This is a genomic window from Paenibacillus sp. FSL R5-0744 (assembly GCF_037972555.1).
Taxonomy (GTDB): Bacteria; Bacillota; Bacilli; order Paenibacillales; family Paenibacillaceae; genus Paenibacillus_AQ.
This window is the reverse complement of the sequence record NZ_CP150228.1, coordinates 4,864,012-4,881,293: the sequence shown is the minus strand read 5'-3', so window position 1 is coordinate 4,881,293 and position 17,282 is coordinate 4,864,012. Positions and strand designations below refer to the sequence as shown.

The 17,282-nt window shown below is 46.0% G+C and carries 18 protein-coding genes; 15 read left to right on the top strand and 3 right to left on the bottom strand.

Annotation, left to right across the window (positions count from 1 at the left end):
• Nucleotides 1–24: 24 nt before the first annotated feature.
• From lpdA to lipB, 5 genes are all read left to right on the top strand, one after another.
• Nucleotides 25–1,446, top strand: a complete 1,422-nt coding sequence (gene lpdA / locus MKY19_RS21630; protein WP_339797587.1) for a dihydrolipoyl dehydrogenase — start codon at nt 25–27, stop codon at nt 1,444–1,446.
• 130 nt (nt 1,447–1,576) lie between these two features.
• The gene (locus tag MKY19_RS21625; RefSeq protein WP_042190387.1) at nt 1,577–2,608 is read left to right on the top strand and encodes a thiamine pyrophosphate-dependent dehydrogenase E1 component subunit alpha; all 1,032 of its coding nucleotides are present in this window, start codon (nt 1,577–1,579) and stop codon (nt 2,606–2,608) included.
• A gap of 3 nt (nt 2,609–2,611) precedes the next feature.
• Entirely contained in the window at nt 2,612–3,598 is a 987-nt protein-coding gene (locus MKY19_RS21620) for an alpha-ketoacid dehydrogenase subunit beta (RefSeq protein ID WP_042190385.1), read from the top strand.
• Nucleotides 3,599–3,755: 157 nt separating this feature from the next.
• Entirely contained in the window at nt 3,756–5,126 is a 1,371-nt protein-coding gene (locus MKY19_RS21615; protein WP_339797583.1) for a dihydrolipoamide acetyltransferase family protein, read from the top strand.
• 57 nt (nt 5,127–5,183) lie between these two features.
• Nucleotides 5,184–5,894: a lipoyl(octanoyl) transferase LipB gene (gene lipB / locus MKY19_RS21610; protein WP_076284505.1), complete on the top strand. Its 711-nt coding sequence runs from the start codon at nt 5,184–5,186 to the stop codon at nt 5,892–5,894.
• Between the two features lie 82 nt (nt 5,895–5,976).
• Here the strand turns inward: lipB and prli42 are convergent, their stop codons facing one another.
• Nucleotides 5,977–6,078 (bottom strand): stressosome-associated protein Prli42, encoded by a 102-nt coding sequence (prli42, locus tag MKY19_RS21605; protein WP_094872112.1) that lies wholly within the window; start codon nt 6,076–6,078, stop codon nt 5,977–5,979.
• Between the two features lie 98 nt (nt 6,079–6,176).
• Here prli42 and MKY19_RS21600 point away from each other — a divergent pair, with 98 nt between their 5' ends.
• Nucleotides 6,177–7,304 carry a tripeptidase T gene (locus tag MKY19_RS21600; RefSeq protein WP_339266270.1) on the top strand — a complete coding sequence of 376 codons (1,128 nt, stop codon included), beginning with the start codon at nt 6,177–6,179 and terminating at the stop codon, nt 7,302–7,304.
• Nucleotides 7,305–7,399: 95 nt separating this feature from the next.
• Here MKY19_RS21600 and MKY19_RS21595 read toward each other — a convergent pair whose 3' ends face one another.
• The gene (locus tag MKY19_RS21595; protein ID WP_179085764.1) at nt 7,400–7,573 is read right to left on the bottom strand and encodes a hypothetical protein; all 174 of its coding nucleotides are present in this window, start codon (nt 7,571–7,573) and stop codon (nt 7,400–7,402) included.
• A 77-nt stretch (nt 7,574–7,650) separates the two neighbouring features.
• Between MKY19_RS21595 and MKY19_RS21590 the strand changes: the two genes are divergently transcribed.
• The 9 genes from MKY19_RS21590 to MKY19_RS21550 all read left to right on the top strand — a co-directional run bounded on the left by MKY19_RS21590 (nt 7,651) and on the right by MKY19_RS21550 (nt 15,906).
• A complete protein-coding gene (locus tag MKY19_RS21590) occupies nt 7,651–8,223 on the top strand; it encodes an NUDIX hydrolase (protein ID WP_339797578.1) in 573 nt (190 codons plus the stop codon).
• Nucleotides 8,214–9,413, top strand: coding sequence for an endonuclease Q family protein (locus MKY19_RS21585; RefSeq protein WP_339797575.1), 1,200 nt, complete (start codon nt 8,214–8,216; stop codon nt 9,411–9,413). Before MKY19_RS21590 ends, MKY19_RS21585 begins: the two co-directional genes overlap by 10 nt.
• Nucleotides 9,414–9,494: 81 nt before the next feature.
• On the top strand, nt 9,495–10,145 hold the full coding sequence (gene spoIIM, locus MKY19_RS21580; RefSeq protein WP_339797572.1) for a stage II sporulation protein M: 651 nt from the start codon (nt 9,495–9,497) through the stop codon (nt 10,143–10,145).
• Between the two features lie 89 nt (nt 10,146–10,234).
• The gene (locus MKY19_RS21575; protein WP_042129744.1) at nt 10,235–10,699 is read left to right on the top strand and encodes a Fur family transcriptional regulator; all 465 of its coding nucleotides are present in this window, start codon (nt 10,235–10,237) and stop codon (nt 10,697–10,699) included.
• 161 nt (nt 10,700–10,860) lie between these two features.
• Complete coding sequence (locus MKY19_RS21570) at nt 10,861–11,094, top strand: DUF4227 family protein (protein WP_188114651.1); 234 nt, start codon at nt 10,861–10,863, stop codon at nt 11,092–11,094.
• Between the two features lie 158 nt (nt 11,095–11,252).
• Nucleotides 11,253–12,146, top strand: coding sequence for a site-specific tyrosine recombinase XerD (gene xerD, locus MKY19_RS21565; protein ID WP_339797568.1), 894 nt, complete (start codon nt 11,253–11,255; stop codon nt 12,144–12,146).
• Nucleotides 12,147–12,373: 227 nt separating this feature from the next.
• Entirely contained in the window at nt 12,374–13,552 is a 1,179-nt protein-coding gene (gene deoB, locus MKY19_RS21560) for a phosphopentomutase (RefSeq protein ID WP_042190363.1), read from the top strand.
• 45 nt (nt 13,553–13,597) lie between these two features.
• Complete coding sequence (locus tag MKY19_RS21555) at nt 13,598–14,422, top strand: purine-nucleoside phosphorylase (RefSeq protein WP_076284512.1); 825 nt, start codon at nt 13,598–13,600, stop codon at nt 14,420–14,422.
• A gap of 152 nt (nt 14,423–14,574) precedes the next feature.
• Nucleotides 14,575–15,906 carry a pyrimidine-nucleoside phosphorylase gene (locus tag MKY19_RS21550; protein WP_339797565.1) on the top strand — a complete coding sequence of 444 codons (1,332 nt, stop codon included), beginning with the start codon at nt 14,575–14,577 and terminating at the stop codon, nt 15,904–15,906.
• A 104-nt stretch (nt 15,907–16,010) separates the two neighbouring features.
• On the opposite strand, the gene MKY19_RS21545 is transcribed toward MKY19_RS21550, so the two are convergent.
• A complete protein-coding gene (locus tag MKY19_RS21545) occupies nt 16,011–17,024 on the bottom strand; it encodes a serine hydrolase (RefSeq protein WP_339797562.1) in 1,014 nt (337 codons plus the stop codon).
• Nucleotides 17,025–17,282 lie beyond the last annotated feature (258 nt).

The following is a 17,282-nucleotide window of genomic DNA, read 5'->3' as shown; positions in this document are numbered from 1 at the left end:
TGTAATGACTGGAGGATACATATCATGACAATTTCATGTGACGTGGCCATACTTGGCGGAGGAACCGGGGGATATGTGGCAGCCATTCGTGCTGCACAGCTTGGAAAGTCCGTCGTCGTCATCGAAATGGACAAACTGGGAGGAACCTGCCTGCACCGTGGCTGCATTCCTAGCAAATCGCTGCTCAGAAGTGCAGAAGTATATGCTGAAATCAATGAGAGCGAGAGCTATGGCATTGAGACAAGCGGTGTACAGCTTGTATTCCCAAAAGTACAAAAGCGCAAGGAAGCGGTAGTTGAACAACTTCATCAGGGCGTACAATATTTGATGCGCAAAAATAAAATACAAGTTATTAAAGGCAAGGGGCGCGTGACGGGTCCCTCTATTTTTTCCCCGCGTAGTGGTGCTGTTGCTGTGGAACTAGAAGACGGTGAAATGGAAACAGTGGTCTCTAACCATCTTATTATTGCTACAGGATCTCGTCCGCGTGTATTACCTGGTCTGGAACCAGACGGGAAAGTTATTCTTAGCAGTGACGAAGCGCTGACCCTCGACGAGTTACCCTCTTCCATCATTATTGTTGGAGGCGGAGTAATAGGGGTGGAATGGGCCTCTATGCTGGTTGATTTCGGAGTACAGGTTACGGTAGTTGAAGCTGCTGGTCAGTTACTCCCTCAAGAGGATGAAGAAGTAGCTAAAGAACTGCAACGTTTACTGAAAAAACGTGGGGTTAAAGTACTGACTGAAACTACAGTGGATGCTGCAACCTGCAAGGTAACGGACGATGGAATTTCGATTGATGCCCGCAAGGGAGAGCAAACTCAAAGTCTATCTGCAGAAAAGCTGCTTGTATCCGTAGGTAGAGTAGCGAATGTAGAGAATATTGGTCTGGAAAATACAGATATTCGCTTTGATAAAGGAATTATTGCTGTAAATGCTAGTATGCAGACGGCTGAGCCACATATTTATGCGATTGGTGACTGTATCGGTGGACTACAACTAGCTCATGCAGCCAGTCATGAAGGCATTATGGCGGTCAACCATCTCGCTGGTGAGAAACTTCACCCTTATCATACACATCTTGTACCGCGTTGTGTCTACACACGTCCTGAAGTTGCGAGTGTGGGTCACACTGAGAAGGAAGCTAAAACATTGGGGCATGATGTAGTAACTGGTAAATTCCCCTTCTCGGCCATTGGCAAGGCGATTGTGTACGGTCAGAAGGACGGGTTTGTTAAAGTTGTAGCGGACCGAAGCAGCGGAGATATTCTCGGTGTGCAGATGATAGGTCCGCATGTTACGGATCTAATCGGGGAAGCTGCATTGGCTCAACTGCTGGATGCAACACCTTGGGAGGTTGGCGAGGCTATTCATGCTCACCCTACACTTTCGGAGATCGTTGGAGAAGCAATGTTAGCTGTAGATGGAAGATCTATCGGGATTTAGCTTTTCTTTTTGGGTAGAAAGGGATTATAATAAACTCAAGCCAAGTCTTAGTACCAGGTTTTAAGATCAGGATACAATTGGTCTTAAATCCTGTAAGGCTCAGGCTTTATGAATAAGGAGGTATCTCTTTATGGAATCCCAAGATACTGTAGAAACGATTAACAGACATAAGCAGCTTGGACTAAGTGACGGCCAGGTCATCGATATGTACAGATATATGCTGCTCGCACGTAAATACGACGAGCGCAGTCTGCTGCTTCAGCGCGCTGGCAAGATTAACTTTCATGTCTCCGGCATTGGCCAGGAGGCGGGTCAGGTAGCAGCAGCATTTGCGCTGGACCGGCAGAATGATTATTTTTTACCTTATTACCGTGATTATGCTTTCGTACTCTCCGTGGGTATGACTACTCGTGAATTGATGCTGTCTGTGTTCGCAAAGGCAGAAGATCCAAACAGTGGTGGGCGGCAAATGCCAGGTCACTTTGGTAGTAAGCGTCTGCGTATTGTGACAGGCTCAAGTCCTGTAACCACGCAGGTCCCTCATGCGGTTGGTTTTGCTTTGGCAGCCAAAATGCAAAAGAAAAAATTCGTCTCATTTGTAACCTTCGGGGAAGGCTCTAGCAACCAAGGCGATTTTCATGAAGCTTGTAACTTTGCCGGAGTGAATAAGCTGCCGGTTATTATCATGTGTCAGAATAATCAGTACGCGATCTCTATTCCTGCTCACAAACAGCTTGGCGGTAAGGTCAGCGACCGAGCTCTGGGTTATGGATTTCCAGGTGTGCGTGTAGACGGCAATGATCCACTGGAAGTATATCGTGTCGTTAAGGAAGCTCGGGAAAGAGCACTTGCGGGTGAAGGTCCTACGTTGATCGAAGCCATGATGTACCGTTTATCTCCACACTCCACCTCGGATAATGATTTGGCTTATCGGACCAAAGAAGAGGTTGATGAGAATTGGAAGAAGGACGGCGTAGCAGGATTCCGTAATTACCTGATCGGTCTGGGACTTTGGAGTGACGAGCAAGAACAAGATCTTATTGCCGAATGCAATCTTGAGCTTAAAGCAGCAATCGAATATGCTGACAACGCTCCGTTCCCGAAACCGGAAGATACACTGCTGCATGTTTACAGTGATTCCGACCTGAAAGGAGGAGCATAAATCATGGCTATAATGGAATATATCGATGCCATTCGGCTCGCGATGAAGGAAGAAATGGAACGCGATGAATCCGTGTTTGTGCTTGGTGAGGACGTGGGGCTCAAAGGTGGCGTATTTACCACAACAAAAGGCCTGCAAGAACAGTTCGGAGAAGAACGTGTACTAGATACACCGTTAGCGGAATCAGCTATAGCTGGTGTGGCGATTGGTGCAGCTATGTATGGTATGAAGCCGATTGCTGAAATGCAGTACTCTGACTTCATGCTTCCAGCAACGAATCAAATCATTAGCGAAGCGGCCAAAATCCGCTATCGTTCAAATAACGATTGGAATTGCCCGGTTGTCATACGTGCGCCTATCGGCGGCGGTGTATTCGGCGGTCTGTACCATTCTCAGTGTCCGGAATCGATTTTCTTCGGTACACCAGGATTGAAGATTGTCGCACCTTACTCTGCTTACGATGCAAAAGGACTTTTGAAGGCAGCCGTACGTGATCCTGATCCGGTTTTATTCTTCGAGAACAAAAAGTGCTATAAGCTGATCAAGGAAGAAGTGCCAGAAGGTGATTACACCGTTCCAATTGGCGAAGCTAATCTGCTGCGTAAGGGAACAGATATTACGGTTATTGGTTATAGTTTGCCATTGCATTTTGCGATGCAAGCAGCAGAAGAATTGGAGCGCGAAGAAGGCATTACAGCGCATATTCTAGATCTGCGGACCTTGCAGCCTCTTGATCGTGAGGCGATCATAGCTGCTGCTCGTGAGACAGGGAAGGTTCTTATTGTGCACGAGGACAATAAAACGGGCGGTATTGGTGGCGAAGTGGCGGCGATTATCGCTGAGCATTGTCTATTTGAACTAGACGCGCCGATCTTCCGTCTTTGTGGTCCCGATGTTCCAGCGATGCCAATCAGCCCTCCAATGGAGAAGTTCTTCATGCTTAGCAAAGAAAAAGTGAAGGCGGAAATGCTTCGACTGGCGCAATATTAAAATAGTTGAGTGGACGCGAAGCTTCGTACAACTTAAAGATTATGCTTACGATGCAAGTTTTACTGCGAAGTATTTCTAAGAAGCGAAGCTTCGTAAAACTTAAAGATTATGCTTACGAAGTGAGTTTTACTTCGTAAAACATTTGAGGAGTGAAAAGATGTCTGACAACCAAAAGTTGACTGACGTGATCATGCCGCAGCTGGCGGAATCGCTAGTATCGGCGACGATCGGCAAATGGCTGAAGAAACCGGGCGATCCGGTAGAGCAATACGAACCAATATGTGAGCTTATTACAGATAAAGTAAATGCTGAATTGCCTTCAACGATAGATGGAGTTATGGGTGAACTATTGGCGGAAGAAGGTCAGGTTGTCAATGTCGGCGAAGTCATTTGTCGTATTGCCGTGCCTGTGACTGCATCTGCTGCTGCAAACGTGACTAACACTAACACAGTTGCAGCTAATTCCTCTAATAATGTTGCAGGACAAAGTGCGACTTCAACTGCTAACGATACGATGCGTGCACGCTATTCTCCTGCGGTACAGACTTTGGCGGCTGAGCATAACATCGACCTGACTTTAGTTATGGGTACTGGTATGGGTGGCCGAATTACCCGTAAGGATGTGCTGGCCTTCATCGATAGTGGCGGAGCTACATCTCCAGCTTCGATTTCTGCTAGTCAACCAACCCCAGTGGTGTCACAACCGCCTGCTCCACAGTTCGTTCAAGCCCAAGAGAAGAAGGCGGAAGAGCCTCTTCGCCATTCGGGTCTACATTTGAGCGAATCTCCTCGTATTCCAACAATTGAAGTCGAGGGTGGCCGAGGCAGCAGTTCGGAATACCTGATTGATGTAACACCAATCCGGAATACAATCGCTACAAGAATGCGCCAAAGTGTCTCGGAGATTCCGCATGCTTGGACAATGATTGAGGTAGATGTGACTAATCTGGTCGCACTGCGCAATAAACATAAGGATGAGTTCAAGCGTAAGGAAGGTATCAATCTAACCTATCTGGCTTTCATGATGAAGGCTGTTGTGAGTGCGATTAAGGATTACCCGATTATGAACTCTGTCTGGGCTGTAGACAAAATTATTGTCAAACGTGATATCAATATCTCGTTAGCGGTAGGTACTGAAGATTCGGTTATCACTCCTGTAATTAAGAAGGCGGATCAGAAAAACGTTGCCGGGCTGGCACGTGAGATTGATGAATTGGCACAAAAAACCCGCGAAGGCAAACTGAGTCTGGAAGATTTGCAGGGAGGGACTTTCACTGTAAATAATACCGGCTCATTTGGCTCCATTCTTTCTTATCCAATCATTAACTATCCACAGGCAGCGATTTTAACGTTTGAATCGATTGTAAAAAGACCTGTGGTCATTAACGATATGATAGGTGTACGGTCAATGGCTAATATTTGTCTGTCGCTGGATCATCGGATTCTGGACGGAGTGATTTGCGGTCGTTTCTTGCAACGCGTCAAGGATAACATTGAAGGATATACCCCAGATACGAAACTTTACTAAAAAATAATAACGAGCCAAACTGTGCAGGCATGAGACTGAAAAAGGGGACCTGACGGTATGAATAATTCGGATATTCGTAAGCTGCAGATTTCATATGACCCTATTATGGAGTATGGGGAGGCTTGGGATCTGCAAAAGGAAAGTGTGCACGCCATTGATGCTGGTGAGCAACCGGAACGATTGATTCTTTTGCAGCATCCGCCTACCTATACTATTGGTTCACAGAATCATCCCGAACATCTTCTTCTAGATGAAGAGCAGCTCAAAGAAAAAGGAATTGCGCTGTTTGAAATCGACCGGGGAGGAGATATTACATATCACGGACCGGGTCAGCTTGTAGGTTATCCGATCCTTATGCTCGGTGAAGAAGGTAAGGTGGATTTACGCGGGTACTTGCGCAGTCTGGAAGCTGTGATTATTGATTATTTGGCATCCTACGGAATTGTAGGAGAACGGAAGCCGGAGTATACAGGGGTATGGGTTGGCGACGAGAAGATCTGTGCCATTGGTGTTAAGTTTAACAAAAGCAAATTCCGAAGAGGGTTTGTTACTAGCCATGGTTTTGCTTTTAACATTTCTGAAGGAATATCTGGATACGGCTTTCAAGGGATTATTCCATGCGGTATCACTGAATTTGGAGTAACTTCCCTAGAGGAGTGTGCAGGTCGTCATTTTGAACTACAAGATGTGGCCAAAGAATTGGTTCCATATTTCCTAAGACACTTTCCTTATGAAGAGCAGGATGAGTTCTTTGGCACTATGGCTTAAGGTTTAATAACGAACTAACAGGCAAGCCAAATAGCGGCAAGGGGGTCCCTAGCCGCTATTATCAATGTTCCTTGTGAAGAGATTATCCTGCAAGGAAAGGCTCGATAACCATAAAGAGCGTAGAGGCAATCATGGCGAACAACATGACGTAGATGAAGATTTTGAACCACTTATTACGTTGCATGAGTAACTCCTTTAGATTTAGTTTAAGTTAATAGCATGAAGATGGATGGTCTTTCTGTACAACCATTGTAACGTATTCACGAAAGAGAGGGAAGTCCAGTGATTTCACAAGACAGATTGATTCAAGAATTTATGGAGCTTGTCCAAGTTGATAGTGAAACAAGAAATGAGCGGCAGATTGCCGATGTGCTCAAGAGCAAATTTAACGCTCTTGGCTTAGAGGTTACCGAAGATGATTCCCAGGAAAGAACTGGACATGGAGCGGGTAATCTGTTCATTACCTGGCCGGCTGAGAACGGTGGATCTGCGCCAAAGTTACTGTTCACTTGCCACATGGATACAGTTGTTCCTGGACAAAATATCAAGCCTACCCTCGGCGCGGATGGATGGATTACAAGTGACGGCACTACGATCCTTGGAGCAGATGACAAAGCTGGGCTAGCTGCATTGTTCGAAGCGATCAGAGTGATTCAAGAGCAAAAATTGCCACATGGTCAGATTCAGTTCGTAATTACTGCGGGTGAAGAATCTGGATTGCTAGGTGCACGTTCGATGGATCCGAGCAATTTGGATGCAGACTTCGGTTTCGCACTCGATTCCAATGGTGAAGTCGGTGCGATTGCAGTTGCGGCACCTACACAAGCTAAGATTACGATGCAAATCTTCGGAAAATCAGCTCATGCAGGTGTTAATCCAGAAGACGGCATCAGTGCGATTCAAGTAGCGAGCAAAGCGATTGCTGCCATGAAGCTTGGTCGGATCGACAACGAAACGACTGCGAATATCGGTAAATTCGCTGGCGGCGGACCTACGAATGTGGTGTGCGATCACGTTCAATTGGACGCAGAAGCACGTAGTATCGTGCAGGAAAAAGTTGGCGATCAAATCGCTTCGATGCGTGAAGCACTGGAGACCACGGTCCGCGAATACGGAGCAGAATGCGAATTCCGCAGTGAAATTATTTATCCGGCGTTCAGCTTTAATGAAAATGATCCAGTGGTACAGCTTGCGCAGCGGGCTATCACTTCTATGGGTCTTACGCCGCGTCTGTTCCACTCTGGTGGAGGAAGTGACGCTAACGTATTCAATGGCTTAGATGTTCCGACCATTAATCTCGCAGTAGGATACGAGCATATCCATACCACTAAGGAACGGATTAAAGCCGAAGATATCGTTAAAGTGGCTGAGCTTGTAGTAAATATTGTTAAAGAGAGTGTGAAGGGCTAACCTAAAGTTCTTTTAATTAAATGAAGGAGCTGCCTCCAAGTTATTAAGCTTGGGAGCAGCTCCTTATATTTATAAAAGCATGTTTGATTAAGAATTCACCCTGCTTTGGTTGGAATGATCTTGGATTGATCCTTTAGGGAGAGAATGTATGAGAGAGGCATATCGGGCCCATACCGCTCTATCCACCTAGCTAAAATGGCCTTAATTTCCTCCGGTTTACCTACCATTGTAACTGCGGATGAGCTTGTACGGCTGAAGATTTCGTTCATCTGAAATTCCTTCTTTCCCTTTAAGTTTGCTATAATACACCGTATGCACAATAGAGAAAAAGGAGACCAGAAACTTTATGGGAGAACAACATTTGCACAGCAAACCCGAGCTTGATGAAGTGACATTGTCTACGCAGCCTGTTTTTGATGGGAAGATTATATCTTTACAGGTGGACACAGTGAGACTGCCTGATGGAAATACTGCGACACGTGAAGTTGTGAAGCATCCCGGCGCCGTAGCGGTGCTTGCTTTAAACAGCAACAAAATGCTTGTTGTAGAGCAATACCGTCAGCCCATGCAACGCACTGAAGTAGAAATTCCGGCTGGGAAGCTGGATAAAGGTGAAGATCCATTAGTTGCGGCTGGTCGTGAACTTCAAGAAGAGACTGGATTTCACAGTGGAGATCTGAAATTGCTTAAATCCTTCTATACTTCTCCCGGCTTCGCCGATGAGATTATTCATTTGTATGTGACTACTAATGCAAAGCCAGGGGATATGTCCCTGGACGAGGACGAATTTCTAGAAGTTTCGGAGCTTACCCTGGAGGAAGCGTATCAATATATGGCTGACGGGCGCATCGCGGACGCGAAGACGATGATGGCAGTGTATGCTTGGCATCTATACACGCTGACAGGCCAATGGAATTAACAACTGAATTGAAAAGTTTCTATTGCGATCTGCATGTTCATATTGGACGAACGTCGGAAGGACAAGCGGTCAAAATCAGCGGTAGCCGCGAGCTTACCTTTGCGGGCATTGCCAAAGAGGCTGCAGAGCGCAAGGGACTAGAAATGATCGGTATTATTGATAGTCATTCACCAGGCGTTCTACGTGATATTCAGCGTTCCTTGGAATCTGGAGAGATGACGTTAGCTGAAGGTGGAGGGATTGCTTACCGAGGGACTACGATCATTCTGGGAACAGAGATTGAAATCCGCGAGCCTGGGCGAAAAGAGTGCCATGTGCTCGCCTACATGCCGGACGTGGAGCGCATGACCGATTTTAGTGCGTGGATGAGCCGCTATATGCGGAATGTGAATCTAAGTTCCCAGCGCCTGTATGCTCCGGCTAGGGAGCTTCAGGATGAGATTTATGGGCGGGGAGGCATTCTTATCCCTGCACATATATTCACGCCTCACAAGGGCTTGTACGGCTGTGCAGCGGAGCGTATGGCAGACATCTTTGATCTGCATCGCATAGCAGCAGTTGAGCTAGGGCTGAGTGCAGATTCGGAAATGGCGGGTTATCTTTCTGAGCTGGATGACTTCACATTCCTAACGAACTCTGATGCGCATTCACTGGGCAAACTAGGTCGAGAGTATAATGTAATGGCGTTGGCACGACCTTCTTTTGCTGAACTACGACTCGCACTAGAACGTAAGGAAGGGCGGAAGGTAACTGCCAATTTCGGACTTAACCCCCGGCTGGGTAAATACCACCGAACCTACTGCGGAGGTTGTGGCAGTATTATTGACGAAGCTTATGTCACATCGGAACGCTGCCAGTATTGTGGCAGTCTTAAATTGGTGAGAGGTGTATTCGACCGGATCCTAGATATCGCAGACCGCAAGACGCCTCTAGTACCCGCAAACCGTCCGCCTTATCACTATCAGGTTCCACTTGAATTTATTCCAGGCCTCGGGAAGGCTAAGATGAACGCGTTACTGCAAGCTTTTGGCACGGAGATGAACATTTTACATGGTTGTGGTGAAGCGGAAATTGCTAGCGTAGTAGGAGTGGATTTGGCGGCTATGATCGTTCGGGCCCGCTCAGGCATATTGGAATTATCAGCAGGCGGTGGGGGAACATACGGTAAAGTCGTACAACCTGGAAAGTAGAGTTATTGTCCTAAGGACAAGTCATATCGCGGGACGTTTTCTCATATGGTGTAACATGTAACCGGAAAGGGGAACGTCTCGATGCGTAATTTAAGGCTGATGATGAAGGAACAGACGCCTCTGTATATTTTTGTCGGCGTATTATTTCTGGTAGGTGTTGTATTTGGAGCTCTTATCGTTAGTGCGCTTACGATGGATCAGCAACAGGAGCTGGGGGATTATCTAGGAAATTTCTTTGTAACGGTTGATCAGCAGGGTCTACCCGCAGCACCTGATTCGTACTGGAGTATAGCGGCCTTAAATCTGAAATGGATTGGGCTGATCTGGATCCTTGGATTATCAGTCATCGGGCTGCCGGGAATCTTGATTCTTGATTTTCTTAAAGGGGTATTGATCGGCTTTACGGTCGGTTGTCTAGTAAGTCAATATTCATGGCATGGAATGCTGTTCGCATTAGTCTCCGTGGCTCCGCACAATCTGGTACTGATTCCTGTGTTGTTAGTAAGTAGTGCAGCGGCGATCGCCTTTTCCTTACAGATGATTCGTAGCCGAGTGCTAGGACAACGTCGGACGCCAGTGACTCGACCTTTTACTATGTACACCATATTGTCACTTGTAATGGCACTGTTGATTCTGGGCATTTCTAGTTTTGAGACCTATGTTACGCCGATCATGATGCGCTGGGTTACGCCTTCACTTGTACAAGCAGTGGCTACCTTGGGCTTGCAGTAAAAGCGTTTGACTTCTCAAAGCGACACCCCCTATAATGGAAGAAGTGGTTTGAAGACCGGTGAGGTTATTTTCCAAGGGGGAGGGAGACAATGGAAGCTCGGATAGACAAAATTAAGCAACAGTTACAATCCCAAGGATACAAGCTTACACCCCAACGGGAAGCGACCTTAAGAGTGCTGCTGGAGAATGAGGAAGATCATCTTAGCGCAGAAGATGTTTTTATGCTCGTGAAAGAGAAAGCTCCCGAGATCGGTCTTGCGACTGTATATCGTACCCTGGAACTTCTTAGCGAGCTTCACGTCGTAGAAAAGATTAACTTCGGTGACGGTGTCGCCCGTTATGATCTGCGAACAGATACTGCGAAGCACCATCATCATCATTTAATTTGTGTGCAATGCGGTAGTATGGATGAGATTCGCGAGGATTGGTTAGGTCCGCTAGAAGAGCGACTGGAGAAAGAATTTAATTTCACAGTGCTTGATCATAGACTTGATTTTCATGGGATATGCTATCGGTGTAGCGATAAGAATAATTCAAACGGAAATCCGTCCTAAGTCATCTTATAATGAAATTCACTTCATAAGCTCTCCCCGGTTTTTTTACCGGAGAGAGCTTTTTAAATGATTGGTCTATTGGAGATATACATATCAGTCCGTTTTGGTGCATAAGGTGAAGGACGAGCAGATCTTAACTGTATGTAGAGGGAGGCGTCCATATGATCGTTTCTGTGCCCAAAACAGTTCGAAAGCTGTATTTTATGATCATGTTTGTGGCTCTAAGCTATTTGCTATACAGTGCTATGAGCTGGCTTGGTGAATGGATCAGTCCGATAGAGAATTATGGAATTCCTGAAGGCTCCGCTGTTCGGGCTTTTGATCATGCCGATCGTGGTGATGATGGTCTGGATACAAGACAGCGTTTGCGCTTCTATTACTGGTATGGAGAATGAAAGCTTCGCAGGAAGCAGGAACAAGCGAGAAGAATGTCGAAGAAAACAAGGTGGATTCATGCAGCGTATACTAAATGTACACATCTGCAGAACCCTCATGCTGAATGTGCTGCAGGAAGTCACTATGAGTAGCTGCGCCAGGACAGGAGCGTGAAATAATGAAGTCACACTTGCAGCCGTTTTTACATTATTTGTCCGGAGATAAAGGATTGTCCCCGAATACACTGGAATCTTACGGTAGGGATGTATCGCAGTTTCTGGAGTTCGCTGAAGAGCGGGGGGCTAGTCAGCCTGATGAGATCCGAAGATCGCATGTGATATTATATCTTGGCTCATTACGCGGAGCTGGTCGAGCAACTGCAACGTTGAACAGGAACGCAGTGTCCCTTCGTGCTTTTTTTCATTATTTGCTGAAGGAACGTTTGATTGAGCAGGATCCAACACTGGACATGGAGACCATGAAGCCTGATAAGAAACCTCCTATGGTGCTTACCATTTCGGAAATAGAGCAGTTATTGGCTGCGCCGGATGTAAGTACGCCACAAGGGATGCGCGATAAGGCTATGCTGGAATTACTCTATGCAACAGGCATTAAGGTCTCTGAATTAATCTCACTTAACGTGGATGATGTGCACACGGATATGAAATTTGCGCGTTGTACAGGAACTTCTGGCAAGGAGCGGGTAGTTCCCATTGGAACCCTTGCAGCTGAGAGTGTAGCGGCTTACACTTCACTTATGCGGGACAAGCTGCTTCGTGATCACCAGGAGGAACCAGCCATGTTCCTGAATAGTCTAGGCGGAAGATTAACCCGACAAGGCTTTTGGAAAATCATAAAAAAATATGCACGGGAAGCAAACATTGAGCAGGATATTACCCCGCATACACTTAGGCATTCCTTCGCAGCCCATTTACTGGAAGGCGGAGCAGATTTGCGTTCCGTACAACAAATGCTGGGTCATGCCGATATTTCGACGACTCAGATTTATAACGGTATAGCGCGTAAGAATATGAAGGAAGTATATGAGAGCCACCATCCTAGAGCTCGATAATTCTGCTTTAAAGATGCTTTTTGTGAGTAAGATGGTTATGATGGAATCATACTGAAAGGATAGACTGGGGAATGATCCGCAGGTTATCTTTTAGCAGAAACGGATACCTGATAAGCGGTACATTGTATCGCTAACTTCGGAAGCGTATGTCTTCTGGAAGACGGTACAGCCGTTTCTTCTTGTTGGTACGAAAGAATATCTATATTAAAAAAGGAGTGAAGACAATAATGTCCTCATTTAAACGAATTGGTTTTATTGTTCTAGATAGTGTTGGTATCGGTGAAGCGCCAGATGCTGCGAATTTCGGTGATGCTGGGTCGCACACGCTTGGTCATATATTGGATCGTGTTCCTGGTTTGAAGCTTCCTAATCTCCAGAAGCTCGGGTTAGCTAATATTGCTCCGCTGCCACCGCTAGAGCCTGTAGCTTCACCAACAGGGTACTACGGCAAAATGCAGGAAGTATCTGTAGGCAAGGATACGATGACCGGACACTGGGAGCTAATGGGGCTGAAGATTGAGGTTCCTTTCAATACGTATCCTGACGGTTTTCCAGCAGAATTGATTGAGAAGTTCGAAGCGGCAACTGGTCGTAAGGTAATCGGGAATAAACCGGCTTCCGGAACGGAGATTCTTGTTGAATACGGCGAAGAGCAAATGAAAACCGGTGCTTGGATTGTCTATACCTCTGCGGACAGCGTATTCCAGCTTGCTGCACATGAAGATATCATTCCACTCGAAGAGCTGTACAGCGCTTGTAAAATAGCCCGTGAGCTGACGATGGCTCCAGAATTCTCGGTTGGTCGCGTGATTGCTCGTCCATATGTTGGCGAACCAGGGAAATTCGTTCGGACGCCAAACCGGCATGACTATGCTGTGAAGCCGCCAGAACCAACGGTAATGAACGCGCTGACTGATATCGGTAAAGATGTTATCGCGGTTGGTAAGATCAACGATATCTTTACAGGAGAAGGAGTTACGGCTTCTTATCCAACGAAGAGCAATGAACATGGAATCGAAGTTACTATTGAGCAGCTTCGTCAACCGTTTGACGGTTTCCTGTTTACGAATCTGGTGGATTTTGATTCTTTGTATGGACATCGTCGTGACCCAGAAGGATACGGCCGTGCACTGGAAGTGTTCGATCAGGCCCTGCCTGAAATTCTATCTACGCTCGGTGAAGATGATCTATTGATTATTTCTGCAGACCATGGTAACGATCCGATCCATAGTGGAACTGATCATACCCGTGAATATGTACCGCTCTTAATCTATAGCCCGCGGTTTAAACATCCAGAAAGTTTGGGCATTCGTGAAACCTTCTCTGATGTAGCTGCAACCATTGCTGATAACTTTGGTGCGAAGGCGCCGCAGTATGGGACAAGCTTTTTAGCGAAACTGCAATAAAAGGGTTGTGGGTTGCTCCACAACATCAATGAAGGAGGATCATCCATGAGCGCATTAACTCAAAAAGAAATTCAAGAAGCAGCCATTTATATAAAAGACAAATGTCCGGTGGCTCCGGAAATTGGATTGATCCTTGGTTCAGGCCTCGGTGTGCTTGCAGACCTTATTACGGATGGAGTAAGCATTCCATATGATGAGATTCCTCACTTTCCTGTGTCTACTGTAGAAGGACATGAGGGCGAGCTATTAATTGGTATGATCGAAGGCCGCCGAGTCGTGATGATGAAGGGCCGCTTTCATATGTATGAGGGTTATGGACCGGAGGTAACGGCATTCCCTGTACGGGTTATGAAAGAGCTTGGTATAGCCAGTTTACTAGTAACGAATGCAGCTGGTGGAGTGAACACTGATTTCACGCCGGGTGATCTTATGCTTCTTACGGATCATCTTAATATGACTGGACGGAATCCTTTAATAGGACCTAATGATCCTGCACTTGGTGTGCGCTTCCCAGATATGTCGACCGCCTACAGTCGCCGCCTGATCCAGGTAGCGAAGGAAACGGCAGCTCAGCAGAATTTCGAGTTCAAAGAAGGCGTATATGCGGGTCTATTGGGACCTTGCTACGAAACGCCTGCTGAAATTGTAATGCTTCGTACGCTAGGTGCCGATGCTGTGGGTATGTCTACTGTATCGGAGACCATTGTTGCTCGTCATGCAGGTATTGAGGTTTTGGGCATCTCCTGTATTACTAACATGGCCGCGGGAATCCTCGATCAACCTCTCAATCATGAAGAGGTAATGGAAACTGCAGAACGTGTGCGTGAGCGTTTCTTGAAACTGGTCTTAGGCTTTATTCCGAAAATGTAATTTCGGGCACTGCATTTTGAATTACTGGGAGGTCATATTTATGACACAAGTGATTAAATTTAAGCCATTGACGCATGAACAGGTAGTTAATTTAACTAAACCAAAATATATCGGATTTGCTCGCGCAAATGTCCGTGAAATGCAGGTGTAAAATGAGAGCTGTCGACATTATTCAGAAAAAAAGAGACGGTGGAGAGCTGAGCCGTGAGGAAATATCCTTTCTAATTCAAGGCTATAGTAAAGGTGAAGTTCCTGATTATCAACTTTCCGCTTGGGCCATGGCGGTTTATTTTCAAGGCATGAACGCACGGGAGACCGGTGATCTAACGATGGAAATGGCGATGTCCGGTGATCAAGTGGATCTGAGCCCAATCGCAGGCATTAAGGTTGATAAGCACTCCACAGGTGGAGTGGGAGATAAAACCACCGTGGTGCTTGCACCGTTGGTAGCCTCTGCTGGAGTACCGGTAGCGAAGATGTCCGGCCGCGGACTTGGGCACACAGGAGGTACACTTGATAAGCTGGAGTCGATCACTGGCTTTTCTATAGAGATGGATCGCGAGCGTTTTTTTGATCAAGTAGGGGAGATCGGAGCTGCCGTGATCGGCCAGTCGGGCAACATTACACCCGCTGACAAAAAGCTGTATGCCCTTCGGGATGTAACAGCAACTGTTGAATCCATCCCTCTTATTGCAAGCTCAGTGATGAGCAAGAAGATTGCAGCGGGTGCAGACGCCATTGTACTGGATGTCAAAACCGGCAGCGGTGCTTTTATGAAGACGCTTGATGATTCTATTGCGCTTGCCCAGGCTATGGTGGATATCGGCACCCATTTGGGTCGTAATACCGTTGCGATCATCAGTGATATGGATCAGCCACTGGGTTATGGGATCGGAAATGCGCTGGAAATTAAGGAAGGAATCGAGACCTTGAAGGGTCACGGTCCTAAAGATTTGCAGGAAGTCTGCCTTATTCTGGGCAGTCAGATGCTTATTCTTGGCGGTAAAGCCAAGGATGAAGCGGAGGCTCGTTCGATTCTGATGACACATATTGAAGATGGCACAGCGCTGGAGAAATTCAAACAGATCGTGAGTGCGCAAGGCGGAGATGTTTCGCAAATCGATGATCCGGAGAAACTCCCTGCTGCTAAACGATTCATTGAAGTGAAAGCGAAGACTAAGGGTTACATTGAGGGGATTCAAGCAGAAGAAATCGGCATTGCTGCTATGCTGCTTGGTGCAGGACGTGAAACCAAGGAATCTGTAATAGATTTGGCTGTAGGTATTCAACTCTCTAAAAAAGTTGGAGATGCTGTAGAGATTGGGGATACAGTTGCAGTATTGCATATCAATGATGCCAGTGATAAGAAAGTAGAGGAAGCTGAGGGCAAGGTGCTGGAAGCTTACCGTATTACTTCTGAATCGGTTCCACCATTGCCACTGGTATTCGCGCTTGTTACGAAGGATGGAGTAACACGGTACTAGCCAAGGAAATGTAATTATTTTCATGACAAAGACCTGAAATAGAGAGTAAAATAGCGAGCCTCCGTTAATAGGAGGCTCGCTGTTTTACGTTTTTGACGGAGCAGCTACAAATGCTTATCGATAAGATTGAAAATCTGAGAAGCCCCGCTGCTTGTATTACATAATACGACCACAGTCTCTCCACTAGCCGGATAGATAGCCGATCGGAAGGAAACACCGGGATCGTAGCCCATAATATGAAACTTGAACACTTTTTTTTCTCGGAGGGTGATCCATACACCATAACCATAATAGCCTTCACCATCCACATGTATGTGGGGAGTAAGCAACAATGAAGTGAGTACTGGACTCAAAAGGGTATGGTTCATTAGCCCATTCCAGAATAACTGCATGTCGGGAGCGGTTACGAAAGCTCCACCGTCAGCGCCTCCTTTTACCGGGATTGAATAGATGTTGCTTCTCCAGCTACCGTTCTCTTCTTCTATGTATCCTAGTGCACAGTTGGCTGGTAAGGCATCTAACGTAAAGTAACCGGATTGCTCCATTCCGCAAGGCTTAAAGATGTGAAGTTCCACATAATCGGAAAAGGACATTCCACTCAATTCCTCCACCAGAAGACCTAGCACGATATATCCGGTATTGTTGTAGTGGAAACGTTCACCAGGGGGCCACATCATGGGGAGGTTTCTAAACATCGGTACAAAGTCTTCCAGTTGCTGTAAAGTGTACATAGGTTGTGTCTTCCACAGTTCTTCGAAGTCACCCATGATTGTTTCATCAAAATAATCTGGAATCCCAGAGCTATGCGTAAGTAACTGATGTATGGTGATTTCAGAACTAAAGAGAGGGAACTCTACCTTCTTCAGATAGTCTGATAATCTGCTTTCGAAAGAAATCAATCCCCTTTCGACCAGTTGACAGACGGCAATTGCTGTGAATATTTTACACCCGGAAGCGATCCCGAACCGAGTATGAATATTGTTTTCGCGCTTATCCGACTTATTGGCATAACCGTGACAGCTGCTGGCGATTTCTTTATCATATTGTTTTGCTAGTACTACGCCTGAGAAATCGTTCTGTTTTGCTTCTGTCTCAATATAAGTTTCAAGTGGGTTCATTCGTATATTCACTCCTCTGTAAGACAGTATAGGTTCTTAGTTAACATTCGTGAAAGTCTACGATTTACCTTTTAAAGTCCTAAAATGAGAGCTAAAAAAATGGAAATACTTTAAATTTGAAATATTATTTAATCTCCCCTATAATAAAAATGCTCTGCAACTGCTGCTGGGCTTTTTTTAATTGATGACATCCTTAATTCTTGAGATAAATAATTGTTGTTATTTCCTTAAAAATGGAATAATTTTCACCCTTTCTGA